This window comes from Tropicimonas omnivorans (assembly GCF_031846565.1).
GTDB lineage: Bacteria > Pseudomonadota > Alphaproteobacteria > Rhodobacterales > Rhodobacteraceae > Tropicimonas_B > Tropicimonas_B omnivorans.
Genome location: NZ_JAVRHL010000001.1, coordinates 419,618 through 445,355 on the forward strand (window position 1 = coordinate 419,618; position 25,738 = coordinate 445,355).

The 25,738-nt window shown below is 66.9% G+C and carries 25 protein-coding genes; 18 read left to right on the top strand and 7 right to left on the bottom strand.

The window, feature by feature from the left end; genetic code table 11:
- Positions 1–27 precede the first annotated feature (27 nt).
- The 9 genes from tsaE (at position 28) to hslU (ending at position 12,048) form a co-directional block, all read left to right on the top strand.
- Entirely contained in the window at positions 28–534 is a 507-nt protein-coding gene (gene tsaE, locus RM543_RS02105) for a tRNA (adenosine(37)-N6)-threonylcarbamoyltransferase complex ATPase subunit type 1 TsaE (RefSeq protein ID WP_311689845.1), read from the top strand.
- Positions 531–1,547, top strand: a complete 1,017-nt coding sequence (locus RM543_RS02110) for an aminoglycoside phosphotransferase family protein (protein ID WP_311689167.1) — start codon at positions 531–533, stop codon at positions 1,545–1,547. The genes tsaE and RM543_RS02110 overlap by 4 nt, the downstream gene beginning before the upstream one ends.
- Positions 1,523–2,212, top strand: coding sequence for a nucleotidyltransferase family protein (locus RM543_RS02115; protein WP_311689169.1), 690 nt, complete (start codon positions 1,523–1,525; stop codon positions 2,210–2,212). The genes RM543_RS02110 and RM543_RS02115 overlap by 25 nt, the downstream gene beginning before the upstream one ends.
- Positions 2,205–5,147, top strand: coding sequence for a double-strand break repair protein AddB (gene addB, locus RM543_RS02120; RefSeq protein WP_311689171.1), 2,943 nt, complete (start codon positions 2,205–2,207; stop codon positions 5,145–5,147). The genes RM543_RS02115 and addB overlap by 8 nt, the downstream gene beginning before the upstream one ends.
- Positions 5,144–8,515: a double-strand break repair helicase AddA gene (gene addA / locus RM543_RS02125; protein WP_311689173.1), complete on the top strand. Its 3,372-nt coding sequence runs from the start codon at positions 5,144–5,146 to the stop codon at positions 8,513–8,515. Before addB ends, addA begins: the two co-directional genes overlap by 4 nt.
- Before the next feature lie 95 nt (positions 8,516–8,610).
- Complete coding sequence (gene trxA, locus RM543_RS02130; protein WP_116084841.1) at positions 8,611–8,931, top strand: thioredoxin; 321 nt, start codon at positions 8,611–8,613, stop codon at positions 8,929–8,931.
- A gap of 206 nt (positions 8,932–9,137) precedes the next feature.
- Positions 9,138–9,698, top strand: a complete 561-nt coding sequence (gene hslV / locus RM543_RS02135; RefSeq protein WP_311689175.1) for an ATP-dependent protease subunit HslV — start codon at positions 9,138–9,140, stop codon at positions 9,696–9,698.
- Complete coding sequence (locus tag RM543_RS02140) at positions 9,695–10,744, top strand: hypothetical protein (protein ID WP_311689177.1); 1,050 nt, start codon at positions 9,695–9,697, stop codon at positions 10,742–10,744. The genes hslV and RM543_RS02140 overlap by 4 nt, the downstream gene beginning before the upstream one ends.
- Positions 10,741–12,048 carry an ATP-dependent protease ATPase subunit HslU gene (gene hslU / locus RM543_RS02145; protein ID WP_311689179.1) on the top strand — a complete coding sequence of 436 codons (1,308 nt, stop codon included), beginning with the start codon at positions 10,741–10,743 and terminating at the stop codon, positions 12,046–12,048. Before RM543_RS02140 ends, hslU begins: the two co-directional genes overlap by 4 nt.
- A 101-nt stretch (positions 12,049–12,149) precedes the next feature.
- Here hslU and RM543_RS02150 read toward each other — a convergent pair whose 3' ends face one another.
- Both RM543_RS02150 and RM543_RS02155 read right to left on the bottom strand, forming a co-directional pair.
- Entirely contained in the window at positions 12,150–12,764 is a 615-nt protein-coding gene (locus tag RM543_RS02150; protein ID WP_311689181.1) for a Smr/MutS family protein, read from the bottom strand.
- A 103-nt stretch (positions 12,765–12,867) separates the two neighbouring features.
- Positions 12,868–13,536 (bottom strand): Tim44/TimA family putative adaptor protein, encoded by a 669-nt coding sequence (locus RM543_RS02155; protein WP_311689183.1) that lies wholly within the window; start codon positions 13,534–13,536, stop codon positions 12,868–12,870.
- Positions 13,537–13,670: 134 nt separating this feature from the next.
- Between RM543_RS02155 and RM543_RS02160 the strand changes: the two genes are divergently transcribed.
- Together RM543_RS02160 and secB are read left to right on the top strand one after the other, a co-directional pair.
- Positions 13,671–14,237, top strand: a complete 567-nt coding sequence (locus RM543_RS02160) for an FxsA family protein (RefSeq protein ID WP_311689185.1) — start codon at positions 13,671–13,673, stop codon at positions 14,235–14,237.
- Positions 14,238–14,359: 122 nt separating this feature from the next.
- Complete coding sequence (gene secB / locus RM543_RS02165) at positions 14,360–14,899, top strand: protein-export chaperone SecB (protein ID WP_311689187.1); 540 nt, start codon at positions 14,360–14,362, stop codon at positions 14,897–14,899.
- A gap of 4 nt (positions 14,900–14,903) precedes the next feature.
- On the opposite strand, the gene dnaQ is transcribed toward secB, so the two are convergent.
- The 4 genes from dnaQ to RM543_RS02185 are packed head-to-tail and all read right to left on the bottom strand — an operon-like array spanning position 14,904 to position 17,644.
- Positions 14,904–15,635 (bottom strand): DNA polymerase III subunit epsilon, encoded by a 732-nt coding sequence (gene dnaQ, locus RM543_RS02170; RefSeq protein ID WP_311689189.1) that lies wholly within the window; start codon positions 15,633–15,635, stop codon positions 14,904–14,906.
- Positions 15,628–16,221, bottom strand: a complete 594-nt coding sequence (coaE, locus tag RM543_RS02175; RefSeq protein WP_311689191.1) for a dephospho-CoA kinase — start codon at positions 16,219–16,221, stop codon at positions 15,628–15,630. The genes dnaQ and coaE overlap by 8 nt, the downstream gene beginning before the upstream one ends.
- Positions 16,218–17,051 (bottom strand): shikimate dehydrogenase, encoded by an 834-nt coding sequence (locus RM543_RS02180; RefSeq protein WP_116084829.1) that lies wholly within the window; start codon positions 17,049–17,051, stop codon positions 16,218–16,220. Before RM543_RS02180 ends, coaE begins: the two co-directional genes overlap by 4 nt.
- Positions 17,048–17,644: a Maf family protein gene (locus tag RM543_RS02185; RefSeq protein ID WP_311689194.1), complete on the bottom strand. Its 597-nt coding sequence runs from the start codon at positions 17,642–17,644 to the stop codon at positions 17,048–17,050. Before RM543_RS02185 ends, RM543_RS02180 begins: the two co-directional genes overlap by 4 nt.
- Before the next feature lie 431 nt (positions 17,645–18,075).
- Here RM543_RS02185 and hemJ point away from each other — a divergent pair, with 431 nt between their 5' ends.
- The 7 genes from hemJ (at position 18,076) to RM543_RS02220 (ending at position 25,402) form a co-directional block, all read left to right on the top strand.
- Positions 18,076–18,528 (top strand): protoporphyrinogen oxidase HemJ, encoded by a 453-nt coding sequence (gene hemJ, locus RM543_RS02190; protein WP_311689196.1) that lies wholly within the window; start codon positions 18,076–18,078, stop codon positions 18,526–18,528.
- Between the two features lie 126 nt (positions 18,529–18,654).
- A complete protein-coding gene (gene rho / locus RM543_RS02195; RefSeq protein ID WP_311689198.1) occupies positions 18,655–19,938 on the top strand; it encodes a transcription termination factor Rho in 1,284 nt (427 codons plus the stop codon).
- A 13-nt stretch (positions 19,939–19,951) separates the two neighbouring features.
- Positions 19,952–21,235 (top strand): tRNA uridine-5-carboxymethylaminomethyl(34) synthesis GTPase MnmE, encoded by a 1,284-nt coding sequence (gene mnmE / locus RM543_RS02200; protein WP_311689200.1) that lies wholly within the window; start codon positions 19,952–19,954, stop codon positions 21,233–21,235.
- A 9-nt stretch (positions 21,236–21,244) separates the two neighbouring features.
- Positions 21,245–23,107 (top strand): tRNA uridine-5-carboxymethylaminomethyl(34) synthesis enzyme MnmG, encoded by a 1,863-nt coding sequence (gene mnmG, locus RM543_RS02205; RefSeq protein ID WP_311689202.1) that lies wholly within the window; start codon positions 21,245–21,247, stop codon positions 23,105–23,107.
- Positions 23,104–23,700, top strand: coding sequence for a 16S rRNA (guanine(527)-N(7))-methyltransferase RsmG (gene rsmG / locus RM543_RS02210; protein ID WP_311689204.1), 597 nt, complete (start codon positions 23,104–23,106; stop codon positions 23,698–23,700). The genes mnmG and rsmG overlap by 4 nt, the downstream gene beginning before the upstream one ends.
- 25 nt (positions 23,701–23,725) lie before the next feature.
- Positions 23,726–24,493: a ParA family protein gene (locus RM543_RS02215; protein WP_311689846.1), complete on the top strand. Its 768-nt coding sequence runs from the start codon at positions 23,726–23,728 to the stop codon at positions 24,491–24,493.
- 9 nt (positions 24,494–24,502) lie between these two features.
- Positions 24,503–25,402, top strand: coding sequence for a ParB/RepB/Spo0J family partition protein (locus RM543_RS02220; RefSeq protein WP_311689206.1), 900 nt, complete (start codon positions 24,503–24,505; stop codon positions 25,400–25,402).
- Here the strand turns inward: RM543_RS02220 and RM543_RS02225 are convergent.
- A complete protein-coding gene (locus tag RM543_RS02225) occupies positions 25,377–25,736 on the bottom strand; it encodes a YbaN family protein (RefSeq protein ID WP_311689208.1) in 360 nt (119 codons plus the stop codon). The two genes, RM543_RS02220 and RM543_RS02225, sit on opposite strands and share 26 nt — an antisense overlap.
- Positions 25,737–25,738 lie beyond the last annotated feature (2 nt).

Consider the following 25,738-nt stretch of genomic DNA (forward strand, 5'->3'; position numbering starts at 1 on the left):
GACTCCGCCATCGTCATCATGCGCCGGATGATCGCGCCCGCCCCCTCCCGCACACCCCAGATCGCCCTACCGGACGCAGATGCGACGGAGGCCCTCGGCCGGCATCTGGCCGCCCTGCTCCAGCCAGGGGACACGCTCCTGCTCGACGGTCCCATCGGCGCGGGCAAGTCCCACCTCGCCCGTGCGATCCTTCACGCGATGATGGCGGAGGAGGGCGGCGCGATCGAGGACGTCCCCTCCCCGACCTACACCCTCGTCCAGACCTACGCCGTTCCGCGCGGAGAGGTCTGGCACGCCGATCTCTACCGCCTGGGCGATCCGTCCGAGGTGGAGGAGCTGGGCCTCGAGGCCGCGATGGGGCGGGACATCTGCCTGGTCGAATGGCCGGACAGGCTGGGCGGCGGTCCCCTCGGCGGCAGCACGCTCGGCGTCTCGATTTCCCATGACGGTGAAGGCCGGATCGTCCGGCTGACCCCCCACGGCCAGCGCGCCCAGCGCATCGCAGATACCCTTGCTCCGGAGAGCGCCCAATGAGCCGACCCGACGCCGCACGAGACTTCATCGCCGCCGCAGGATGGGGCGCGGCCGAGAACGCTCCCCTCGCCGGGGACGCCTCCAACCGCTCCTACCGCCGGTTGACGGCCGCGGATGGCTCCACCGCCGTCCTGATGGACGCGCCGCCGGAGACGGGGGAGGATGTCCGTCCCTTCCTCGCCATCGCGCGCCACCTGACCGCGCTCGGCCTGTCCGCCCCAGCGATCCTGAAGGCGGACGAGGACGCGGGCTTTCTTCTTCTCGAAGACCTCGGGGACGAGCTCTTTACCCGCGTCGTCGAGGCGCACCCGGACAAGGAGGAGGAGCTCTACGCAGCCGCCGTCGATCTCCTCGCCGGGCTTCATCGCCATCCGGCGCCGGACAGCCTGCAGGCCTACGATGCCCCTCGTCTCGCCGAACTCGCCGCCCTACCCTGGCACTGGTACCGCATCGGCTGCGGAGAAGATGCGGCCGATGCCTCGGAATTCCGTCAGGAGCTGGAAGAGATCGTCCGGACGCTCGCCGACGACACGTCGGCCCTTGCCCTCCGCGATTTCCACGCCGCGAACCTGGTCTGGCTGCCGGATCGGGAGGGGCCGGCGCGGGTCGGCCTTCTCGACTTCCAGGACGCGATGTCCGCTCATCCGGTCTACGATCTCGTCTCCCTTCTCGAGGACGCCCGACGCGATGTACCTGAGAAGATCAGGACCGCGATGTCGGAGCGGTACATGGAGAAGACAGGTCTCGAGCCCGACGAATTCGAAGCCGCCGCCGCCATCCTCGGCGCCCAGCGCGCCCTGAGGATCCTCGGCGTCTTCGCCCGCCTATCGCTGCATTACGGCAAGACGCAGTACATCCCGCTCATTCCCCGCGTCTGGGATCACCTGCAACGTGACCTCGGCCACCCGGCCCTCGCCCGCATCCGGGAGCTGGTCTTGCGGGATCTGCCGGAGCCGACGGCCGAGCGCCTGTCCCGCATGGAGGCACAATGCGGCACGATACCTTCCCTCTGATGCTGTTCGCCGCCGGGCGCGGCACGCGGATGAAGGCCCTGACGAAAAACCGGCCGAAGCCGCTCATCGAAGTCGCCGGGCGCTCCCTTCTGTCCCATGCGCTCGGGCTCGGGCAGGCGGCCGGTGCCGCGCCCATCGTTGCGAACGCGCACTATCTCGGCCAGCAGATCGAGGACGCGCTGGCCGGCGAGGGCGTCGCCATCTCCCGCGAGGAGGTGCTGCTGGACACCGGCGGCGGCTTGCGCGCGGCGCGCCCGCTCCTCGGGGAGGGACCGGTCTGGACGCTGAACTCGGACGCGATCTGGACCGGACCGAACCCTCTTCAGGCTCTCGCGGCCGCGTGGGACCCGGGCCGGATGGACGCGCTTCTCCTCCTCGTCCCGCCGGGCCAGGCGGAAGGCACGTCGAGCGCGGGGGACTTCGCTTTGGGAGCGGACGGCCGCCTCTCCCGCGGGCCGGGATACATCTACACCGGCGCGCAGATCCTCCGGCCGGACGGGCTGTCCGCGATCGGGGAGGATGTGTTCTCCCTCAACGTGCTCTGGGACAGGATCGCGGCAGAAGGGCGGCTCTACGGCATCGTCTTCCCCGGCGGCTGGTGCGATGTGGGCCGGCCCGAAGGGATCGCTCTCGCCGAAGCGATGCTGGAACGCGCCGATGCCTGAGCGCGGTGTCTTCGGTCTGCCGCCCGGCGTGGATTTCCCGGCGGCGCTGGTTGCCGGGCTGGAGGACCGTCTCGCCGGCGCACCGCCTCAGGACTGGGCGCGAGTCACCATCTTCGTCAATACCGGCCGGATGCAGCGGCGGCTGAAGGCTCTCTTCGAGGAGGGGCCGCCGCGGCTCCTCCCGCGCATCCGGCTCATCACCGATCTCGCGGCCGAGGCGGGCTTCCCCGATCTGCCTGACGCCGAGCGCCCGCTGCACCTGCGGCTCGAACTCGCCGAACTGATGCGGCGACTGATCGAGGCAAATCCCGGCCTCGCCCCGGCCTCCGCCGCCAATGGACTTGCGGAAAGTCTCGCCGCGTTGATCGACGAGATGGCGGGTGAAGGTGTTCCACGTGAAGCGCTCGAGGACCTCGATGTCGGCGCGCATGCCGCGCACTGGCAGCGCAGCCTCGTCATCCTCTCCGCCGCGTTCGATCATTTCGGGACCGGCGCGGAGCGGGTGCCCTCCGCCGAGGCGCGGCGGCGTCTGGTGGTCGAGGCCCTGAAAGGGCGCTGGGCGGAGCGACCGCCCGAAGACCCCGTCATCGTCGCCGGGTCCACCGGCTCGCGCGGGACCACGCGGGCGCTGATGGAAGCGGTCGCCGCCCTGCCCCGCGGCGCCGTCATCCTGCCCGGATTCGACTTCGACATGCCGCGCGACGTCTGGTCTTCCCTCTCCTCCTCCGCCGAAGCGGAGGATCATCCTCAGTACCGCTTCGCGGCGTTCCTCGGCGCGCTCGGCCGCGCGCCGGAAGAGATCTCGCCCTGGACCGGGATCCAGTCCCCCTCGCCGGAACGGGCGCGGCTCGTGTCGCTCTCGTTGCGCCCGGCTCCCGTCTCGGACCGCTGGATGGAGGAAGGGCCGAAGCTGGAGGGCCTGGGCCGCGCCGCCGCCGGCCTGACCCTGATCGAGGCGCCGGACCCGGCGTCGGAAGCTGCCGCCATCGCGCTCTGCCTCCGCCGCGCCATCGACGAGGGCAAGAGCGCGGCACTGGTGACGCCCGATCGCCTCCTCGGCCGCCGCGTCACCGCTCAGCTCGATCGCTGGGGCATCCGCCCCGATGACAGCGCCGGCATCCCGCTGAACCAGTCCGCCCCCGGTCGCCTCCTGCGTCAGATCGCCGAGGCCGCGGGCGAGGGACGTCTGCCGCTCGCGGACCTGCTGACGCTTCTGAAGCATCCGCTCCTCGCGACGGGCGGCGAGAACCGGCGCAGGCACACCCTTCTCGTCCGGCGGCTGGAGCCGTGGCTGCGTCGGAAGGGCCTGCCCTATCCCGGTGCGGATGCCCTCTTCGAATGGGCCCGGGACGAGGAGCAGTCGGCGTGGGCAGCTTGGGTCTCCGAACGCCTCGCCGATCTGTCCGCGCTGCCATCCGAAGCCACCACCGGGACGCACATGGCCGCGCAGCTCGCCGTCGCCGAGGCGCTGGCGGCCGGCCCCGGAGAGACGGGATCGGGTGGGCTCTGGGAGCAGGCCGCCGGATATTCCGCAAGGTCGGTCGCCGAGATGCTGCTGGAGGCGGGAGAGACAGGCGGCGCCATGCCCGCGCGGGACTTCTCGGATCTCCTCGCCGGCGAGCTCGCGGCCCTTCCCGTCCGCGACCCGCGCCTCGCCGATCCCCGCGTCGCGATCTGGGGCACGCTCGAGGCACGGGTCGGCGGTGCCGACGTCACCATCCTCGGCGGTCTGGCCGAAGGCGTCTGGCCCGCCTCCCCTGCCCCCGATCCCTGGCTCAACCGGGTGATGCGGGACCAGGTCGGCCTCCTGCTGCCGGAGCGCCGGATCGGCCTTGCCGCGCATGACTACCAGATGGCGGTCTGCGGCGCGGAGGTCGTGCTCAGCCGGCCGCTCCGGGATGCAGAGGCAGAGACGGTCCCCTCCCGCTGGCTCAACCGCCTGACGAACCTGCTCGGCGGGCTCGGCCAGGCCGGCGAAACCGCCCTTGCGGGAATGCGCGGGCGAGGCGCGACGCTCTTGGCGGAGGCGAGGGCGCTCGATCTGCCCGCCGAGACCGTCCCGCCCGCCGCGCGCCCGTCCCCGCGCCCACCGGAGGATGCGCGGCCGACGGAGCTGCCCGTCACCTCGATCCAGCGCCTGATCCGCGACCCCTACGAGATCTACGCCCGCCGGATCCTCGGCCTCCAGCCGATGCCGCCGCTGGCGCCGCTCGCCGATGCCGGGATGAAGGGAAGCCTGCTGCACAGGATGATGGAAGCGTTTCTCAAGGCGCGGGAGGAGTGGCGCGGCGATCCCGAAAAGGCCGCCGCGGTGCTCGAACGGATCTCGCAGGAGATGCTGTCGGAGGCGGAGGACTGGCCGATGGAGCGCGCCGTCTGGGCCGCCCAGCTGTCGGACGACCTCCCCGCACTCGCCTCCGCCGAAATTGCGCGGCTCTCCCTCGGGGAACCTGCGCTTCAGGAACGCAAGGGCCGGGCCTCGCTCACCGGGCATGACTTCACCCTGACCGCGACGCCCGACCGGGTGGACCGGCTGACGGACGGGCGCTACGCGCTCTACGACTACAAGACAGGCACCGTGCCGTCCGAGAAGGTGGTCGCCGCATTCGACTTCCAGCTGCCCCTGACCGCCGCCCTGCTCGAGCGCGGCGGGTTCGACGGGCTGCCCGCCGCGGAGGTGGCGACGCTCGCCTACCTGAAGATGGACGGCGGGGACCGGACCATCGGCGAGCTGGACAAGGAAGGCCGGCGCCGCGCCGATGTCGCGTGGGAGGGCCTGCACCGGCTGATCGCGCGGTATGCCCGCCGCGCGCAGGGCTACACCGCGCGCCGCGCCCTGATGACGACAGCCCGCGAAGGCGATTACGACCACCTCTCCCGCCACGGGGAATGGACCATCGCGGATGAGGCACGGCCCGAGGAGGTCGGCCCATGAGCCGGTTCGACGACGCGACGCTCCGTCAGATCCGCGCTGGCGATCCGGACCGCTCCACCTGGGTCGCCGCCAATGCGGGCTCCGGCAAGACGCGGGTGCTGACGGATCGCGTGGCGCGGCTGCTCCTGCGGGGTGTGCCGCCGCAAAACATCCTGTGCCTGACCTACACCAAGGCCGCCGCGTCGGAGATGCAGAACCGCCTGTTCAAACGGCTCGGCGAATGGGCGATGATGCCGGATGCGGAGCTTCTGGCGAAGCTCGCCGATCTGGAGGAGGAGCCGCCGGACCGCGCCGCCTCCCTCGCCGAGGCCCGCCGTCTCTTCGCCCGCGCCATCGACGCGCCGGGCGGGCTCAAGACCCAGACGATCCACTCCTTCTGCGCGGGCCTTCTCCGCCGCTTTCCCGTCGAGGCCGGCATTCCGCCCGGCTTCACCGAGATCGATGACGAGGCGGGGGCGGAGCTGGTCGCGGGTATCGTCGGGCGCCTCGCCGAAGACCATCCGGATGCCTTCGCCGGCCTTGCGCGGCTGCCCGGCGGCGGCGACCCGATATCGCTCGCGCTCGAGATCACCGGCCTGCAGGACGAGCTGCCGGGCGAGGCCAGCGAGGCCGCGATCCTCCGCGCGCTGGGGCTACCCGACGGGACGACGCGGGACGCGGCCCTCACCGCCCCGTTCGATGCAATCCCGCCCGGCGGTGCCGAAGGGCTGGCCGAACGCCTTGCCGCGCAGACAGCGACCGCGAAGAAGGTGGGGGATGCGCTGGTCGATCTGGAGAACAACGGCCCGTCCCCCGAGCGGATGGGCGCTCTGACGAAGGCACTCCTCGTCCGGGACGGGGACCGGATGAACAAGAACGTCCTCTCCGAGAAGCGCCGGCCGAACATCGAGCCGTGGCTGGAGACGTTCGATCAGCTCGTCGAGGACTGCATCGTCTCCGGCGACACGCTCCGATGCCTCGATGCTGCGGAAAGGACACTGACGCTTCACGCCTTCGCGGCGCTGTTCCTGCCCGAGTGGCGGGCGGCGAAGCTGTCCCGCGGATGGCTTGATTTCGACGACCTGACCCGCGGCGCCGAGCGGCTCCTGACGCGGGAGGGCGTTGCGGACTGGGTCCTCTACAGGCTCGACGGCTCGCTGGATCATGTCCTCGTGGACGAGGCGCAGGACACGAGCCCCGAGCAATGGCGGGTGATCGACCGTCTGACGGCGGAGTTCGCGGCCGGTCTCGGCGCGGGAGAGGACCGGCCCCGCACCGTCTTCGCGGTGGGAGATCCCAAGCAGTCGATCTACTCCTTCCAGGGCGCGGACCCTTCGGGCTTCGAGCGGATGCGCGCGCGGTTCTCGGAGCGCCTGACGGCGGCCGGACGCGCGTTCCAGCGCAGCGAACTGACCCATTCGTTCCGCTCCGCGCCGGCGATCCTCCGCACCGTGGACACCGTCTTCCGGAGCGACCGGCGCGAGGGGATGGGGGACTATACCGATCACATCGCCTTCAACGCCGAGATGCCGGGGCGCGTCGACCTGTGGCCAAACGTGGAGCCCGAGGAGAGCGCCGCGGACGAGGACTGGACGGATCCCGTGGACCTGCCCGGCAGCCATTCCGCCCCCGTGATCCTCGCCCGCCGCATCGCATCCGAAGTGCAGCGGATGATCCGGGAAGAGGTGCTGTGGGGGCCGGCCAAGGATGGGCATCCGCCGCGGCGGATCGGACCGGGGGACATCCTTATCCTCGTCCAGGGCCGCGGGGCGCTGTTCCACGAGATCATCTCGGCCTGCAAGGAGGCGGACCTGGAAGTGGCCGGCGCGGATGTGCTGCGGCTGACGGAGGACCTCGCGGTCAGGGACCTGCTTGCGCTTCTGTCCTTCGTGTCGTTGCCGGAAGACGACCTCTCGCTGGCCGCGATCCTGCGCTCTCCCCTCTTCGGCTGGTCCGATGACGACCTCTTCCGCCTTGCGCACGGACGGCGCGTGCCGCTCTGGGCCGTGCTGCGGGATCGGCAGGAGGCCCACCCAGAGACCCATGCCATCTTGCGAGACCTTCTCGATCAGGCCGACTACCTCCGTCCCTTCGAGCTTCTGACCCGCATCCTCGTGCGCCATGACGGGCGCCGCCGCCTCGTCGCGCGTCTCGGCCGGGAGACGGAGGATGCGATCGAGGCGCTGCTGACCCGCGCGCTGAATTTCGAGGAGGAGGGCATACCGGGGCTGACCGCCTTCCTCGCCTCCGTGGAGGGGACGGATCTCAAGGTGAAACGCCGCCCCGAGGCCCGTGGCGGGAAACTGCGCGTGATGACGGTGCACGGCGCGAAGGGTCTCGAAGCGCCCGTCGTGTTCCTGCCGGACACGTCGCTCCGTCCCGAGCGGATGCGCGGCAGGCTGGTCGCGACGCCGGACGGCCTGCCCGTCTGGGCCGCAAGCAAGGCGGAGGCGTCCAGCCGCATCGCCGAATTCCGGGAGGCCGCCCTGGAGAAGGAGCGGCAGGAGCGCAGGCGGCTCCTCTACGTCGCCATGACGCGGGCGGAGCAATGGCTGATCGTCGGTCATGCCGGAAAGGAGCCGAAGGACGCGTCCTGGTACTCCGAGGTGGCCGACGGGCTGGAGACGGCCGGTGCGGCTAAGGTCGAGATGCCGGGCGGCGAGGGGCTGCGCCTCGAAGAGTTCTGGCGGGATGCAGTGCCGCCACCCGCCCCCGAAGTCACCGCGCAGACGCCACCGGACGCCAGAGACCCCGGCCGCCCCCTTCCGCCGCCTGCCCCGCGCGCGGTCTTGGCGCCGTCCGACATGGGCGGAGCGAAGGTCCTGTTCCTGCCGGTGCCGGAGCCGGGCCCGGAGGGCGCGCTTCCCCTGCCCGAGGCCGAGGCGCTGCAACGCGGCCGCCGCATCCACCTTCTCCTGGAACACCTTCCCGCCCATCCGAAGGGCGAATGGCCACGGCTCGCGCCCGCGATCCTGCGCAGCGCCGGCGAAGAAACGGAGGATGTCGATGCCCTTCTGGACGAGGCCGCGCGCGTCCTGTCGGACGACGCCCTCGCCCCGCTCTTTTCCGCCGAGGCGCTGGCGGAAGTGGAGATCACGGCGGACCTGCCGGGCCGTCCCGAGCGCCTCCGCGGTGTAATCGACCGGCTGATCGTGACGCCCGAGGTCGTGACCGCGGTGGACTTCAAGACCAACGCCATCGTTCCTGCGCGCGCGGAAGACGTCCCGGACGGCCTTCTGCGCCAGATGGGCGCCTATTCCGCCGCGCTGCAAACGCTTTACCCCGGACGTCGCATCGACACCGCGATCCTCTGGACCCGCACTCCGGAGCTCATGCCGCTGCCGGGCGGCCTCACCCGCGACGCCCTCGCCCGGACGCCGCTCGCTTGACGCATCAGGGGGGCAGGCATATCTCGGCCTCTGAACATGTCAGTTCAGCCGGGGTTCTCCCGGCGATGAACGCCTCAATTTCAGGAGACAGCGCGATGGCAACCCAAGCCGTGACCGACGCGACCTTCGACGCCGAAGTGAAGCAATCCGACCTGCCCGTGGTCGTCGATTTCTGGGCCGAATGGTGCGGCCCCTGCAAGCAGATCGGCCCCTCCCTCGAGGAAATCAGCGAGGAAATGGGCGACAAGGTGAAGATCGTGAAGGTCAACGTCGACGAGAACCCGCAATCGCCGCAGGCGATGGGCGTCCGCGGCATTCCGGCGCTCTTCCTCTTCAAGGATGGCGAAGTCGTCTCGAACAAGATCGGCGCCGCGCCCAAGGCCGCGCTCAAGGACTGGATTGAAGAGTCGATCTGAGCCCACCGAGGCTGATACGAGTTGATAGGAAAGGGGCGCTTCGGCGCCCCTTTTTTCACGCCGTGCCCCGGCAGCCCCGCGCGCCCCGCCGGCCGGAACCCCCCGTTTTCAATGCGCTGCAGTTCGCCGCCCGTCCGGCCCGCCCGGTTGCGAGGAGCCCGAGGGGGGGCCATATAGCGCCCTGCACTGATCAACGGAGCGACCTCATGAGCGACTTTCCCGGCTGGCACGGCACGACCATCATCGGCGTGCGTAAGGGCGGCCGCGTCGTCGTCGCGGGCGACGGACAGGTTTCCCTGGGGCAGACCGTGATCAAGGGAACCGCCCGCAAGGTCCGCCGCCTGTCGCCCGGTGGCTCCGACGTCGTGGCGGGGTTCGCCGGTTCCACCGCCGATGCCTTCGCGCTTCTCGAGCGGCTGGAAGCCAAGCTGGAAAAGACGCCCGGTCAGCTTCAGCGCGCCTCAGTCGAACTCGCCAAGGACTGGCGGACGGACAAGTATCTCCAGAAGCTCGAAGCCATGCTGATCGTCACCGACGGGACGGATCTTCTGGTCATCACCGGCGCCGGGGACGTGCTGGAGCCGGAGCACGACGTCGCCGCCATCGGGTCGGGCGGGAACTTCGCCCTTGCTGCCGCCCGTGGTCTGATGGAGGGCGATTTCGATGCCGAGGAGATCGCCCGGAAGGCCATGGCGATCGCGGCTGACATCTGCGTCTACACCAACGGCAACGTCCTCGTGGAGACCATAGAGGGCGCCTCTTCGTGAGCGTCGGCGCCGAGGACATCCGCGCCGCCGTGCGCGCGGGCATGATCTCCGAGGCTCAGGCCGCGTCTCTGATGACCCTGGCCGATGCGCGGCGCGGCGCGCGGGAGAACCTGGACGGGCTGGACGAGCCTTTCGAGCTGTTCCGGGGGTTCAACGAGATCTTCATCGTCGTCGGCCTCGGCATCCTCTACGGCGGGTGCATGAGCGTCCTCGCGGCGCGGTTCTTCACCGGCAACGGCGACGTGATCGGGGCGCTCGCCCTCCTCGCGGGGCTCTTCGGGCTTTCGGTCTATTTCACGCTCCGGCGCCGGATGGTCGCGCCGTCCATCGCGCTCGTTGTCATGACGACGCTGACCGGGGTCGCGGCCGGCGCCTCGCTGATGGATGCAACTGGATTCGCCTACAGGCTGCCCGTCGTGCTGGGCACGGCGACGCTGACGGCGCTGGTGCATTTCGTGTTCTTCCGGGTTCCCTTCGGCGCGGCCGTGATTTCGCTCGGTATCATCGCGACGCTCTCCGCCGCCCTCATCGGTGAGGTGCCGCGGATGCCGGACCTGCTTCTGCTGTCGCAAAGCGGGCCCGCAGCCTGGATCACCATCGGCGTCGGCCTTTGCACACTCGTTCTCGCGCTCCGGCTCGATCTGTCCGATCCTCACCGCGTCACCCGGCGGGCGGCGACGGCCTTCTGGCTGCACGTCGTCGCGGCGCCCGCAATCGTCAATTCCGTGGCTTTGTCTCTTCTCGACGCGGACTGGGCCGGCTCCAACGCCGTCCTGCTCCTCTTCGTCGCCATCGCCGCGCTTTTCGCCGTCGTCATCGACCGCCGCTCCTTCCTCGTCTCGGGTGTGGGCTACGTCGTGGCGCTGTCGTTCACCGTCCTCGACGATTCCGCGCCGCTTGCGGTCATCGCTCTCGGTGCCGGGCTCGTCCTTCTGGGCGCGTTCTGGGAGCGCCTGCGCGCCGGATTGATGAACGCCCTTCCCCGTTTTCCCGGCAAGGATCGCTTGCCGCCATGGACCCTGATTGCTTCCAAGGAGGCCCAATGACCGACCTGACCCCGCGCGAGATCGTCAGCGAGCTCGACCGTTTCGTCATCGGACAGAAGGACGCCAAGCGCGCCGTCGCCGTCGCCCTGCGCAACCGCTGGCGCCGCAGCCAGCTCGGCCCGGAGCTGCGGGACGAGGTGTATCCCAAGAACATCCTGATGATCGGCCCCACCGGCGTCGGCAAGACCGAGATCAGCCGCCGGCTCGCCAAGCTGGCAAGGGCGCCCTTCATGAAGGTCGAGGCGACGAAGTTCACCGAGGTCGGCTATGTCGGCCGGGACGTGGAGCAGATCGTCCGGGACCTGATGGACGCCGCCATCGCGATGACCCGCGAGTACATGCGCGAGGAGGTCAAGACCCGCGCCCGCGAGGCCGCCGAGGAACGGGTCCTGGCTGCTGTCGCCGGCGATGGCGCACGCGCGCAGACGCTGGACATGTTCCGCCGCAAGCTTCACGCCGGTGAACTGGACGATACCGAGATCGAGCTGGAGATCGCCGAGGCGCCCCCCTCGATGCCGATGATGGAGATTCCCGGCCAGCCCGGCGGCGGAATGGGCGGCATGAATCTCGGCGACATCTTCGGGAAGGCCTTCGGCGGGCGCACCGTGAAGAAGCGCATGACCGTCGCCGCCAGCTACGAGGTGCTGATCGGAGAAGAGGCCGACAAGCTGCTCGACGACGAGACCGTGAAGGCCGCCGCGAAAGAGGCCGTCGAGGAGAACGGCATCGTCTTCATCGACGAGATCGACAAGGTGTGCGCGCGATCCGATGCGCGCGGCGGCGACGTCTCCCGCGAGGGCGTGCAGCGGGACCTGCTTCCGCTGATCGAAGGGACGACCGTTTCCACCAAGCACGGGCCGATCAAGACGGACCATATCCTCTTCATCGCCTCCGGCGCCTTCCACGTCGCCAAGCCTTCGGACCTGCTGCCGGAGCTTCAGGGCCGTCTGCCGATCCGTGTGGAACTGAGCGCCCTGACGGAAGGCGACTTCGTCCGGATCCTCACCGAGACGGACAATGCCCTCACCCGGCAATATGCCGCCCTGATGAAGACCGAGGGCGTCAACGTCGAGTTCACCGACGAGGGCATACACGCCATCGCCCGCATCGCGGCCGAGGTGAACGGCAGCGTCGAGAATATCGGTGCCCGGAGGCTCTATACCGTCATCGAACGGGTGTTCGAGGAGCTGAGCTTCGCCGCGGCGGACAAGGGCGGCGAGGACGTGATCATCGACGCGGACTACGTCGAGAAGAACATCGGCGAGCTGTCCCGCTCCACGGATCTCAGCCGCTACGTGCTCTGAACGCGCGTTTCGCCGGCGTCATCGGGGCCAGGGTCCGGGCCCTCCCCCGATGCCTGCCGGTCTCGCGGCGGCGGACCGCACCGCGCGGACCGTCGCGGCCCCTACCCCCGCGTGCGGGCGAGGTAGACGTAGTAGGCCCCTGATCCGCCATGGCGCTCATGGGCCGGGGTGATCTGCTGAACCACAGGTCCGAGCGGCGGAAGCCGGAGCCAGTCCGGCACCTGGTGGCGCAGGATGCCGCGGCGCACCGGGATAGGTCCGTCACCCGGCCTGTCCCTGCCCTTTCCGGTGACGACGAGAACGAGGCGCTTTCCGTCCGACGCCGCGCGCAGGATGAAGGAGACGAGCACCGGGTGCGCCGCCGACAGCGTCATTCCGTGCAGGTCGATCTTCGCCTCTGGCCTCAGCTTTCCGCGCACCATGCGGCGATGCGCCTTGGCATCCATCGTGACGGGCGCGGCGCGCAGGCGGCTCTCGATGGCCGGCGCGCTGGTCGTTGCGGGACCGCGGGGCGCCTTCGACCTCTCACCGAGGCGGAACGGCGGGACCGGCGGGGCAAGGGCGTCGGGGGCGAAGTCCTGTTGCGGCTGCGGTCCCTCGGACGGTTTTTCATGGGCGCGCATCGATTTCGGAAGCGGCGCCGTGCGGCGGACGGAGGCGGACACCTCGCGCCAGACGGCGAGGTCGTCGTCGCTGAGCTTCCGCCGCCGGCTCACGATGCACTCACGTCACAGCAAAAGACCGGCCCCGCGAGGGAGACCGGTCCGGTCACAACCGCGACCTGTGCAAGAATATCGCCCGGCAGGGGCTGCCCCTGCCTCATTCTCCGGTGGCGACCAGCTTCCAGTTCGGATCGCCGACGCCCATCTTCCGCGCAAAGCTCCAGACATCGCGCTGGCGGCGGATCGTCTGGGCATCGCCCTCGATGACCTCGCCCGCGGCGTCCTTCACGACAGAGGTCAGCTCGCCGACGAAGCGCACGGTGATTTCCGCCATCTCCTCGGCCCGATCGTAGGTCGCCTCGACGATTCCGATCTCACGCAGGCCGACGAAGTTCGCATCGACGGTCAGCCCCTGCGCGTCGCGTTCGGCGACCACATCGGCGAAGGCCTGGTAGACGTCGTCAGCGAGGAAGGGACGCACCTCCGTCAGATCGCCCTGCTCGAAGGCCATCAGGATCATCTCGTAGGCTCCGCGCGCCCCCGAAAGGAACTCGCCGACGTTGAAGGACGGCTCGGCGTTCTTCATGGCCGCGATTGCCTTGGCGCTCTCGCTGTCCTCGGGAACGTGGTCGACGATGTCACGATCCGGACCGCCCTCGATCACCTCGAATTCCGGACGGTTCGCCGGGCGGCTGTTCGGCGTCTCGTTCGCGGGGAGCGTGGGTTTCTCGTACCCCTCCCGCGTCCCGAGAACGGATTTCAGGCGCACGATCAAGAATATCGCAATTCCTGCCAGCACAAGAAGCTGGATCACGGCAGCACTCATTGGAACCTCGTTTCGGGTCGGGGTTGGTAAGCCCCCTTCGCGTTCCCTATGTAAGGTCGGCCAATGCCCAAGTCCACCGAGGCCGGCACGGCTTCGCATCGCGAAGTCCCGGCTGACGACATATAAGGATCACGATGCCGCTATTCCTGCTCTTTCTCGCCGTGCCGCTGATCGAGATCGCACTTTTCATCCAGGCCGGAGAAATCGTCGGCCTCGGATGGATCCTGTTGACCGTGATCGTGACCGCGATCGCCGGTACCTGGCTCGTCAAGAAACAGGGGCGCGGCGTGCTCAGGGAGCTGCAGCTTTCCATGAGCGAGATGCGCGATCCCTCCCGGCCCCTGGCGCATGGGGCCATGATCCTCTTCGCCGGGGCGCTTCTGCTGACACCGGGCTTCTTCACGGACACGGTTGGCCTGCTCCTGTGCATTCCCGCCGTGCGGGACTGGGCCTGGTCCCGCATCGGCAAGCGCGTGGTCGTGATGAGCGCCGGCGGCGCGCGGCGGGCCGGCCCCGGCGCACCACCGCGCGGCGGCCCCGGCCCCCGGCCCGGCGGAGATCCGCGCTTCGGCACGGGCCCGGGAGGGCAGACGCCGCCCCGGACCGGACCGGTCATCGAAGGCGAGTACGAAGAGACCGATCCCGAGGAGACGCCCTCCGCGCCTCCGCGTCCGGGCTCATCCGGCTGGACGAAGACCTGACCCCGCAGCCGAACCGATCCCGCAACCGGAGCCGCGAGCGCCGTTCAGTTGAGGGATCATCGAGGGTTTGATATGCCCTCGCCCGACTTTCACGATTTTGCAGAACAACCCGAGGAGTTCCCATGTCCGATACCCCCGCCGATACCGGCACCGACGCGCAGCAGCCCCAGACCAACGGCAGCGCCCCGGCCGCGCCGAAGATGCAGGTCCTCGCGCAATACATTCGCGACATGTCCTTCGAGAACATGCTCGCGCAGAAGGGTGCGCAGGGCGACGTGAAGCCGGACGTCCAGATCCAGGTGAATCTCGATGCCAAGAAGCGGAACGTCGAAAACCAGTTCGAGGTGATCCTCAAGTTCCGCGTGGAGAGCAAGAACAAGGAAGGCGACGCCACGCTCTTCCTCCTCGAGCTCGAATATGCCGGCATCTTCCAGATCGAGAACGTTCCGAACGAGCAGATGCACCCGTTCCTGCTGATCGAATGCCCGCGGATGCTGTTCCCCTATGTCCGCCGCATCGTCGGAGACGTGACGCGGGACGGTGGCTTCCCGCCGCTCAACATGGAGAACATCGACTTCGTCCAGCTGTACCGGCAGGATCTTGCCCGCCGCAGCAAGGCGAAGGCCGCCGAGGCGCAAGACGCGCCGGTCGGCACCGCCTGATCTCTCAGGACGCCTTCGCGGCCGGCATCTCGAAGCTGGCCCAGAGGGCGTCCGATCCCAGCCGCTCCACGAGGGCGGCATGGGCCGCGATCTCTTCCTCCGTCAGCCGCGGGGGAAGAGGCTCCGGGCGGGACAGCGGCGTCCAGCCCGGCTGCGCCCGCGCCTTCGCCTCCTCCCGGTCCCGGGACGCCGCGTCCCGCTCCGGCGCAAGGACGAGGTCCGGCTGACGCCCCCCGATCAGCTCCAGATAGACTTCGGCGAGGATCTCGCTGTCGAGCAGCGCGCCGTGCTTCGTGCGCGCCGAGTTGTCGATGCCGAACCGGCGGCAGAGCGCATCGAGCGAGGACGGCGAACCGGGAAAGCGGCGCCGTGCGATGGCGAGCGTGTCGAGCGCCTGATCCGCTGGCAAGGTGCGCTTGCCGCACCATCCAAGCTCCGCATTGAGGAAGCGCATGTCGAACTCGGCATTGTGGATGACGAGCTTGGCGTCCTGAACGAAGTCAAGGAACGCCTGGGCGATCTTCTCGAAGACGGGCTTGTCCGCGAGGAACTCCGAGCTGATGCCGTGAACGTTGAACGCGCCTTCGGGCATGTCCCTCAGCGGGTTGATGTAGACGTGGAACGTCTTCCCGGTGGGCATGTGGTTATGGAGTTCGACGGCCCCGATCTCGACGATCCGATGACCGTCATGGGGATCGAGTCCCGTGGTTTCTGTATCGAGCACGATCTCACGCAAGGCGGGTCTCCACGTCTTTCATCACCTCTCGCACCCCGGCCCGCGCGCTGTCCAGCGTCGTCGTGTCGATGATGCGGTCCGCCCGGGCGCGCTTCTCGGCATCGGGCATCTGCTTCGACAGGATGCGCTCGAAGGCCGCCGCCGTCATCCCCTCCCGCTCCAGGACGCGGCGACGCTGCTCCCGGACGGAGGTGGACACGCAAACGGTCAGGTCCATCCAGCGATCCGATCCATTCTCGAACAGAAGCGGGATGTCGAAGAGCAGGACGGGCGCGGTCGCCTCGCGCGCAAATCGGTTGCGATCCTCGGCGACGAGCGGATGCACGACCGCCTCGATCCGCCCGAGCGCCGCGTCATCCCCGGCGATCCACAACTTCAGCCGCTCGCGGCTCACGGCACCGTCCACGATGGCGTCCGGGCGAAGCTCCTTCATGGGCACGACCGCAGCCCCGTCCCTGCCATAGAGGCGGTGGACGGCGGCGTCCGCATCCCACACGGCGACGCCCTCCTCGGCGAACATGCCCGCGGTGGTGGACTTGCCCATACCGATGGAGCCGGTGAGGCCGATGCGGAACGGGCGGCTCATGCCGAGAGCGCAGCGTCGCGCAGGGCGTCGTCCACGAGCGGGCGCGTGCCGAACCAGCGCTCGAAGCCGGGCACGGCCTGGTGCAAGAGCATCCCGAGCCCGTCCACGATGCGGGCGCCCCGGGCCTCGGCTCGGTCCAGGAAATCGGTGCGAAGCGGCGCGTAGACGAGATCATTGACGACCGCGCCCGGCTCGATCCCGTCCAGCGGGACGCGGAACTCCGGCTTGCCGACCATGCCGAGCGAGGTCGTGTTCACCACGGTCGCCGCTCCTTCGAGGATCGTGCCGGCCTTCACCCAATCCACAACGGTGATCTTCGGGCCGAACTCCGAGCGCAGCGCATCCGCGCGCGCGCGGCCGCGGTTCGAGAGGCGAATCTCGGAGACACCGGCATCGATCAGCGCCGTGATCACCGCGCGGGACGCGCCGCCTGCGCCGAAGACAGCCGCCGGGCCCGCCTTGGGATCCCAACCGGGCGCGTTCTGGCGAAGGTTGGCGAGGAAGCCGTAGCCATCGGTATTGTCCGCGTGAACCTTGCCATCTTCCCGGAAGATCAGGGTGTTGGCCGCTCCGATCAGGGACGCGCGATCGGTGACGAGATCGGCGAGGGAAAGAACGGCTTCCTTGTGCGGCAACGTCACGTTGAGCCCGACGAAGCCCATCTTCGGCAGTGTGCGGATGACCTGCGGCAGGTCGGAATGACTGACCTGCATCGGAATGTAGTGGCCCCGCAGGCCGAGGCTCTTCAGCCAGTAGCCGTGAACCGCCGGGGATTTCGAATGCCCGATCGGCGATCCGATGACGCCGGCAAGGGGAATGCGCTCGCTCATGCTTCGATGTCTCCTGTCAGCGCGAGATACGACAACAGGGGCAAGAGGGGCAAACCGAGGATGGTAAACGGATCGCCCTGCACCTGCGCGAAGAGCCGGGCCCCCTCCGCCTCGATCAGGTAGCCGCCGACGGAATGGCGAATCGTCTCCCAGTTCCGGGCGACATACGAATTGAGATAGGAGTCCGACGGCTGACGCATGGTCATCCGGGCGGACGTGATCTGCCGCCACACGGGCTCGCCGCCGCGATAGATCACCGCGGCGGAATGCAGGAAATGCGTCTTGCCCGACAGGCGGGAGAGCTGGTCGCGCGCGGCCTCCTCGGTGGCGGGCTTCGACAGGAGCTCTCCCTCCAGGTCCAGAACCTGGTCCGACCCTATGACCAGGGCGTCCGGATCCCGCTGCGACCCGCGCCGCGCCTTGTGCTCGGCGAGCGCGTCCGCGACGTCCCGCGGCCGGGCGCCCTCGGCGGTGAGCGCCATCTTCACGGCGTCTTCGTCGACGCGAACGGGGCTGACGCGGTGCGCGACGCCGGCCTTCGCCAGCATCTCGGTCCGGGTCCGCGAGCCGGAAGCGAGAACGATCTCGGTCATTGTACAAACCTGTGGATAAGTCTGAGGATAGCTGTTGGCATCTATGTGACTTCGGCGAGCCGGCTCGTCCAGCCCCGGCCGATCTGGGGAGAAGGGGGCCTGAGAGCCCAAGTTGTCCTGTCTTGATGACTCTGTGCGACACCGGTGGACGACTCGGAGCGCGTCCTCGATGTCCTACACAGCCTTCCGCCAACATGTTAACGAAGTGTTAATCCGGCAAAGGCTTGGAATCGCGGCGGAGTTTTACCCTTTGTCCCAGCCTGTGGATAAGATGCGACGAACTTGTCCGGGCTGTGGGGGTAAGCCGATCCCGATCCGACTTATCCCGATGTTAGACCTCCCTATTACAACCACCCTTCTTTAATCTTTCTTTATTGAAGAGTAGCGAAGCCTCTGCACCGCAGCCGTGTACAAACGGACGAAGCCAACCGATGACCGATCTGCTCTCAGCCGCGTATCCATGGGTGAAATCCGCCCACGTCATCGCCGTCGTCGCGTGGATGGCCGGGCTGTTCTATCTGCCACGGCTCTTCGTCTACCACGTCGAGGCGGTGGAGGCCGGCAGCGGGACCGACGCGCTCTTCCAGACCATGGAACGCCGGCTCCTCCGGGCGATCATGAACCCGGCGATGATCGCGACGTGGATCTTCGGGCTCTGCCTCGTCTTCACGCCAGGCATCGTCGACTGGTCCCAGATCTGGCCATGGACGAAGGCGGCGGGTGTCCTGACGCTCACCTGGCTGCACCATTGGCTGGGGAAGCGGAGGAAGGATTTCGAGCGCGGTGAGAACCGGATCTCGGGGCGATCCTACAGGATGATGAACGAGCTGCCGACGCTCGCGCTCGTGGTCATCGTGGTCTCCGTCATCACCCGCTACGCGTGATTCCGTTGACAAGGCGGCCGGGGTTTTCTAGGTGCGAACAGGCGCGGCCGTCCGGTCGTTGCTTTTTCCTGCCAGAACCGACGTGCGCTGCCCGATTTTCGGGACGCCCCGGAGAGACGTGATCCCATGCTTGACGATGACACCCAAGAGTCGCTGACGCTCGCCGACCTGAAATCCAGGACGCCGGCCGACCTTCTCGCGATGGCCGAAGAGCTGGAGATCGACAACGCCTCCACGATGCGCAAGGGCGACATGATGTTCGCCATCCTCAAGGAGCGCGCCGAGGACGGTTGGGAAATTTCCGGGGACGGCGTTCTCGAGGTGATGCAGGACGGCTTCGGCTTCCTCCGCTCCCCCGAGGCGAACTACCTTCCGGGTCCGGACGACATCTACGTCTCGCCCGAGATGATCCGCCAGCACGGCCTCCGCACGGGGGATACGGTTTACGGCGTCATCGCCGCGCCGCGGGAGAACGAGCGGTATTTCTGCCTGGTGCGGGTCGCTGAGATCAACTTCCAGCCGCCCGAGAACGCCCGCCACAAGATCAATTTCGACAACCTGACGCCGCTCTATCCGGATGAGCGGCTTCATATGGAATTGAGCGACCCGACGGTGAAGGACCGCTCCGCGCGAATCATCGATCTCGTTGCACCGATCGGGAAGGGGCAGCGTAGCCTCATCGTGGCGCCGCCGCGTACCGGCAAGACGGTCCTGCTTCAGAACATCGCCACGAGCATCGAGCAGAACCATCCGGAATGCTACCTGATCGTCCTTCTGATCGACGAGCGGCCAGAGGAAGTCACCGACATGCAGCGGTCGGTCAAGGGCGAGGTCATCTCCTCGACCTTCGACGAGCCCGCCACGCGCCACGTCGCGGTGTCCGAAATGGTGATCGAGAAGGCCAAGCGTCTCGTGGAGCACAAGCGGGACGTCGTGATCCTGCTGGATTCGATCACGCGCCTGGGCCGCGCCTACAACACCGTCGTGCCGTCCTCCGGCAAGGTCCTCACGGGCGGTGTGGATGCCAATGCGCTGCAACGCCCGAAGCGGTTCTTCGGCGCCGCTCGGAACATCGAGGAGGGCGGCTCGCTCACCATTATCGCGACCGCGCTGATCGATACGGGCAGCCGCATGGACGAGGTGATCTTCGAGGAGTTCAAGGGGACGGGCAACTCCGAGATCGTCCTCGATCGCAAGGTGTCCGACAAGCGCGTCTTCCCGGCGATGGATATCCTGAAGTCCGGGACCCGGAAGGAAGAGCTCCTGACCGACAAGTCGGACCTCCAGAAAACCTTCGTGCTCCGGCGGATTCTCAACCCGATGGGCACCACGGATGCGATCGAGTTCCTGATCTCCAAGCTGAAGCAGACGAAAACGAACTCCGACTTCTTCGACTCGATGAATACCTGATTTGGTGGCGTCCTTGGACGCAGATACTATATATGCTGTAGCGACGCCGCCGGGACGGTCTGGCGTTGCCGTGATCCGCGTCTCCGGACCGGGTGCTTTCTCCGCATGTCGTGCGCTTGCCGGTGACGTCCCCGAGGCCCACCGCGCGCGCGTCCGCACCCTCCGGGAGGAGGGCAGGGTCCTCGACCAGGCGCTTGTCCTGACGTTTCCAACAGGGGCAAGCTTCACCGGCGAAGACGTCGTGGAGTTTCACACGCACGGCAGTATCGCCGTCATCCGCCTGGTTAGCGATGCACTTTCGAAGATGGAGGGTCTCAGGCCAGCGGATGCAGGGGAATTCACCCGCCGCGCTTTAGAAAATGAACGGCTGGACCTGACACGCGTCGAAGGCCTGTCCGATCTCCTCGAAGCCGAAACCGCGGAGCAGCACCGGCTGGCAATGGCCACGTTTGGCGGCGATCTCTCCAGCCAGGTCAATTCCTGGCGGGAGCGGTTGGTGCAAGCGGCCGCCCTGATCGAAGCGTCTGTCGACTTCTCGGATGAAGAACTCCCCGAGGGACTGATCGATGGGGCGCTCGCAGAAATTCGTGACTTGAGGGACGCTATACGCCACGAGCTCGATGGCGTTTCTGCGCGGGAGAGGATCCGGGATGGCTTCGAGGTCGCCATCGTCGGTGCCCCGAATGTCGGGAAATCGACGCTGCTTAACCGGCTGGCCGGCCGGGATGCGGCCATTACGTCCTCGATCGCTGGGACGACCCGGGATGTGATCGAAGTGCGGATGGATGTGGAAGGGCTGCCCGTCACGTTCCTCGATACGGCCGGGCTTCGGGATACGGATGACGAAGTCGAGCGGATCGGGGTTGCGCGGAGCCGAGCAAGAGCCGAGCGCGCGGATCTCCGGATTTTCCTCGGCGTCGAAAGCGAGGGGGTAAAGCGCCGGCCTGGCGACGTCGAGGCGCTTGGCAAGGCCGACTTGCAGGACGGATCGGATGGCCATGCTCTGCGTTTATCCGGTTTGACGGGGCAGGGAATCGAGGACCTTCTAGCCTTGGTTTCGAATGAGCTTGAAAAGCGGATCGCCGGATCGGGGCTCGCGTCAAGGGAGCGTCATGGCCGTGCGTTGGAAGACGGGCTGCTTTCGCTCGAATCGGCCGCGACGCGGTCGGCCGTCCATGCCGAACTGATCGGCGAAGATCTGCGGAATGCCGCCCATGCCCTCGATTGCCTGCTCGGTCGCATCGGGGTAGAAGACCTTCTGGACAAGATTTTCTCATCCTTCTGCATCGGAAAGTAGGTGTTTCACGTGAAACATTTCGACATTCTTGTTGTGGGTGGCGGTCACGCCGGCGTCGAGGCCGCTGCGGCTGCTGGCCGTATGGGCGCGGACGTTGCCCTGATCACGATGCGACGCTCGGACATCGGTGTCATGTCCTGCAATCCGGCAATCGGTGGTTTGGGCAAGGGCCACCTCGTTCGGGAGATCGACGCCCTCGGCGGGATCATGGCCGAAGCAGGGGACCGCGGGGCAATACAGTATCGACTGCTGAACCGGCGCAAAGGCCCCGCCGTTCAGGGGCCGCGAACCCAAGCTGATCGGAAACAGTTCCAGGCCGCGACGTCTACGCTCTTGGATGCAACGCCCGGCGTGACCCTGATCGAGGGCGAAGTCGTCGACCTCTCGGTCGGAGATGGTGATGCTCGCGTCGTTCTGGCGGATGACAGCGAAATCAGAGGGCGTGCCATTGTCCTAACGACCGGCACCTTCCTCAACGGCGTGGTCCATATCGGGGACGTATCCTATCCAGCTGGCCGCGCGGATTCCCCCGCGTCGCAGCGTCTTGCCTCCCTCATTCGCGACCATGACCTTTCGGTCGGACGCCTGAAAACCGGGACGCCGCCGCGTCTCGACGGGCGCACGATTCGGTGGGACGAGCTGGAAAAGCAGCCGGGAGACGAGTCCCCGACGTATCTCTCGTTTCGCACGTCGAACACGCACCTGCGGCAAGTTCCGTGCGGTATCACCCACACGAATTCCAAGACCCACGATATAATCCGGGCCAATCTCGATCGCTCGGCAATGTATGGCGGCCACATCGAGAGCGTTGGTCCGCGGTACTGCCCGTCGATCGAAGACAAGGTGGTCCGGTTTGGGGACAAGGACTCGCACCAGATCTTTCTTGAGCCCGAGGGGCTCGATGATCCTACTGTCTATCCGAATGGTATCTCGACCTCGCTCCCAGAGGATGTCCAGCTCGATTACGTCCGCTCCATCTTTGGACTGGAACAGGTCGAAGTACTCCGTCCGGGCTACGCGATTGAGTACGATTACGTCGATCCAAGGGCACTGACCCGCGGCCTCATGGTTCGCAATCTGCCTGGTCTTTTCCTGGCTGGTCAGATCAATGGCACGACGGGGTACGAGGAGGCCGGGGCTCAAGGGCTTATGGCGGGTCTTAACGCCGTTCGCCACGTCCGGCACGAAGACCACGTCGTCCTGTCTAGGTCCGAGGCCTATATCGGGGTCTTGATCGACGATCTGGTGACCAAAGGCGTAAACGAACCCTACCGGATGTTTACGTCGCGCGCGGAGTTCCGTCTCAACCTTCGTGCGGACAATGCAGATCAGCGGCTGACCGACATGGGTCGCTCGCTCGGACTGATCGGAGATGCGCTTGCCGCGGGATGGGATCGTAAGCGGAAACTGCTTGATGCGGGGAGAGAGGCGCTGCGTACTAATTCGGTGAGCGCTGCAGAAGCGGCGCGTATTACCGGTGGCAAACCGGGGCCGGCGAGGCGATCTGTTTGGGAGTTGTTGGGTCAGACGTCCTTGGAGGAATTGGCCGCGAAGCACGTGAGGATGCCTCCAGACACGGCCCCCGTAATTGAGCTCTTGGCAGCAGAAGCTCTATACGAGCCATATATCGAACGGCAGCTGCGTGATCAGCAGGCATTGCAGCGCGAGGAGGGACTCCGGATCCCCGCCGATCTGAATTACGACACCATGTCTGGCCTCACCTCCGAATTGCGATCGAAACTGAAAGCCGCGAACCCAGAGACGTTGGGGCAGGCAGGTCGGATCGCCGGCATGACCCCCGCCGCCTTATCTCTCATCCTGGCGCGACTGCGTCGGCGCCAGGCAGCCGATGGCTTGGCCCAAAGCGCATGAACCACGCGATCGATGTTTCACGTGAAACGGAAGCTCGGCTCGCGGCGTTTTCGGAGCTGTTGCTGAAGTGGAATCGCACGATCAACCTTATCGGGCGAGCCAGCGAGCTCGAGGTCGCGACCAGGCACATCGCTGATTCCCTTCAACTCGTCGAGCACATACCGGCCGCGGCACAAACATGGATCGATCTTGGATCCGGCGGTGGGTTTCCAGCCATTCCCTGCGCGATCGCAATGCCCAATCCTCCAGAGATCACGCTGGTCGAGTCGGACAAGCGCAAGGCCGCCTTCCTCTCGACAGCCGCACGCACCTTTCAGCTTCCAATCAAGGTGAAGGCAAAGCGTGTCGAGGAGCTGAACGACGAAGCATGCGATGTCCTTTCCGCACGCGCCCTCGCTCCGCTGACCGAGCTTCTGACGCTAAGCGAGCACCTTCGCCGAAAAGACACCGTTTGTATCTTCCCCAAGGGGATCAGAGCGAAGGACGAAATCGGCATCGCGCGTGAGGCGTGGCGCTTCAATCTGAGTACCTACCCCTCTATAACCGTTGAAAACGCCTCGATCCTGATCTTGAAGGACATCGAACGTGCCTGAGCAGTCCATCCGCAAACCGAAAATCATGGCAGTTGCGAACCAGAAGGGTGGCGTCGGAAAGACGACGACGGCGATCAACCTTTCTGCAGCGCTTGCGCGGCTAGGAAAGCGAGTGCTGATCCTTGACCTCGATCCCCAGGGCAACGCCTCGACGGGGCTCGGAATCCAGCCGAGCAGCCGCCAGCACACGACGTTCGACCTCTTGATGGGAGAGCGTACGCTTGCGGAGATCGCGCTCCCGACGCAGGTAGACAACTTGTCGATCGCACCCGCGACGCAGGATCTGGCATCTGCCGATATCGAGCTCGGCCAGCGAGAGGGTCGGATCCGTTTATTGCGCAAGGCCTTGGTAGGGCAGGCGAGCGAGCCCTACGATCACATCCTTGTCGATTGCCCTCCGTCTCTGAATCTCCTGACCGTCAATGCCATGGTCGCGGCCCATTCCGTTCTCGTACCGCTCCAGAGTGAGTTCTTTGCACTCGAGGGTCTGTCGCAGCTCATGCTGACGCTGAAACAGATACGGCAATCCGCGAATCCAGCCCTCCGGACGGAGGGCATCGTTCTGACGATGTATGACGGACGCAACCGTCTGTCACAGCAAGTCGAGCAAGATGCACGCGATGCGCTCGGCGATCTGGTGTTCCGAACCCGCGTTCCTCGGAACGTGCGCATCAGCGAGGCGCCGAGCTACGCGATGCCCGTCTTGGACTACGATCCCGTTTCGAAAGGCAGCCAAGCTTACCAAGCGCTGGCGGAAGAGCTGTTGGAACGCAACGCCCCAATTGCGGCATAGGTAAATAAAATGAGCAAAAATAGAGGCTTGGGCCGGGGCCTGTCCGCGTTGATGGCGGAGGTTCCGGTTGATGGAGATGCAGCGACCGGATCGCCCGAGACGCTTCAGTCGGCCGACCGAACAGTCCCGATCGAAGCGGTCGAGCCGAACCCGGATCAGCCGCGCAAGGATTTCAAGCGGGATGCCCTGGAGGATCTGGCAAGTTCGATCCGCGCTAAGGGCATCCTGCAACCGCTGATCGTCCGGCCCAGCCCAAGGGCATCGGGAAAGTTCGAGATCGTCGCGGGCGAACGACGCTGGCGCGCCGCACAGCTTGCCAAGCTGCACGAAGTCCCGATCATCGAGCGGGAGCTGGACGATCTTGCGATGCTCGAGATCGCGATCATCGAGAACGTCCAGCGCGCGGACCTGAACCCTGTGGAGGAGGGTCTCGGCTATCGCGCCTTGATCGACCGGTTCGGGCATACGCAGGAAAAGCTCGCAAGTTCGCTAGGCAAGAGCCGCTCGCATATCGCCAACTCGATGCGCCTTCTCAACCTCCCCGACGAGGTTCTTTCGATGGTGCGGGAGGGCTCGCTGACGTCCGGCCACGCCCGCGCGCTGATTACGGCGGACAATCCTGCCGAGCTTGCGCGGAAGGTGATCGCCAAGGGCCTGTCCGTGCGCGAGACGGAGCGGCTTGCTAAGGCCGAGGCGCCTGCCAGACAGAAGACGCGATCCTCAGCCAAATCCGAGAAGGATGCCGACACCCAGGCGCTGGAATCCGACTTGTCCGCCAACCTCGGACTCAAGGTCGACATCCGGCACCAGGAGGGCGACGGGGCAGGGTCCATGACACTGAGCTACAGCAATCTCGACCAACTGGACGCTCTTTGCCGGATCCTCAGCTCGGCCCCCCTGGGCGAGTGAGGATGAACAGGGCACCGATCGCCATGAGGCTGCCTTGTAGCGCGATGGCGTAGGCCGGCAGGCCGATGATGGCCGAAAATACGAGCACGGCCGACATCGTGCCGATTGCGAAGATCTTGGCGCGCGTCGAGATCGCGCCGTGAGCTTCCCAGTTTCGTATCGGAGGTCCGAAGTGCCTGTGCTCCGTCAGCCAGCGGTGGAGACGCGGGGAGGAGCGGGAGAAGCAGAGCGCCGCAAGAAGCAGGAAGGGTGTCGTTGGAAGTAGCGGCAGGACGACACCGAGGATCGCGAGCATCATCGCGGCCCATCCGGCAAGGATCCATACAGCCTTCATCG

Excerpts from the sequence above, each read along its gene's own strand:
- addA (WP_311689173.1), top strand. The coding sequence starts at position 5,144 with ATGAGCCGGTTCGACGACGCGACGCTCCGTCAGATCCGCGCTGGCGAT.
- hslV (WP_311689175.1), top strand. The coding sequence starts at position 9,138 with ATGAGCGACTTTCCCGGCTGGCACGGCACGACCATCATCGGCGTGCGT.
- RM543_RS02110 (WP_311689167.1), top strand. The coding sequence starts at position 531 with ATGAGCCGACCCGACGCCGCACGAGACTTCATCGCCGCCGCAGGATGG.
- coaE (WP_311689191.1), bottom strand. The coding sequence starts at position 16,221 with ATGAGCCGCCCGTTCCGCATCGGCCTCACCGGCTCCATCGGTATGGGC.
- RM543_RS02115 (WP_311689169.1), top strand. The coding sequence starts at position 1,523 with ATGCGGCACGATACCTTCCCTCTGATGCTGTTCGCCGCCGGGCGCGGC.
- rsmG (WP_311689204.1), top strand. The coding sequence starts at position 23,104 with ATGAACCACGCGATCGATGTTTCACGTGAAACGGAAGCTCGGCTCGCG.
- addB (WP_311689171.1), top strand. The coding sequence starts at position 2,205 with ATGCCTGAGCGCGGTGTCTTCGGTCTGCCGCCCGGCGTGGATTTCCCG.
- RM543_RS02160 (WP_311689185.1), top strand. The coding sequence starts at position 13,671 with ATGCCGCTATTCCTGCTCTTTCTCGCCGTGCCGCTGATCGAGATCGCA.
- tsaE (WP_311689845.1), top strand. The coding sequence starts at position 28 with ATGATCGCGCCCGCCCCCTCCCGCACACCCCAGATCGCCCTACCGGAC.
- RM543_RS02220 (WP_311689206.1), top strand. The coding sequence starts at position 24,503 with ATGAGCAAAAATAGAGGCTTGGGCCGGGGCCTGTCCGCGTTGATGGCG.
- rho (WP_311689198.1), top strand. The coding sequence starts at position 18,655 with ATGCTTGACGATGACACCCAAGAGTCGCTGACGCTCGCCGACCTGAAA.
- RM543_RS02185 (WP_311689194.1), bottom strand. The coding sequence starts at position 17,644 with ATGACCGAGATCGTTCTCGCTTCCGGCTCGCGGACCCGGACCGAGATG.
- RM543_RS02180 (WP_116084829.1), bottom strand. The coding sequence starts at position 17,051 with ATGAGCGAGCGCATTCCCCTTGCCGGCGTCATCGGATCGCCGATCGGG.
- trxA (WP_116084841.1), top strand. The coding sequence starts at position 8,611 with ATGGCAACCCAAGCCGTGACCGACGCGACCTTCGACGCCGAAGTGAAG.
- hslU (WP_311689179.1), top strand. The coding sequence starts at position 10,741 with ATGACCGACCTGACCCCGCGCGAGATCGTCAGCGAGCTCGACCGTTTC.
- hemJ (WP_311689196.1), top strand. The coding sequence starts at position 18,076 with ATGACCGATCTGCTCTCAGCCGCGTATCCATGGGTGAAATCCGCCCAC.
- RM543_RS02155 (WP_311689183.1), bottom strand. The coding sequence starts at position 13,536 with ATGAGTGCTGCCGTGATCCAGCTTCTTGTGCTGGCAGGAATTGCGATA.
- secB (WP_311689187.1), top strand. The coding sequence starts at position 14,360 with ATGTCCGATACCCCCGCCGATACCGGCACCGACGCGCAGCAGCCCCAG.
- RM543_RS02215 (WP_311689846.1), top strand. The coding sequence starts at position 23,726 with ATGGCAGTTGCGAACCAGAAGGGTGGCGTCGGAAAGACGACGACGGCG.
- RM543_RS02225 (WP_311689208.1), bottom strand. The coding sequence starts at position 25,736 with ATGAAGGCTGTATGGATCCTTGCCGGATGGGCCGCGATGATGCTCGCG.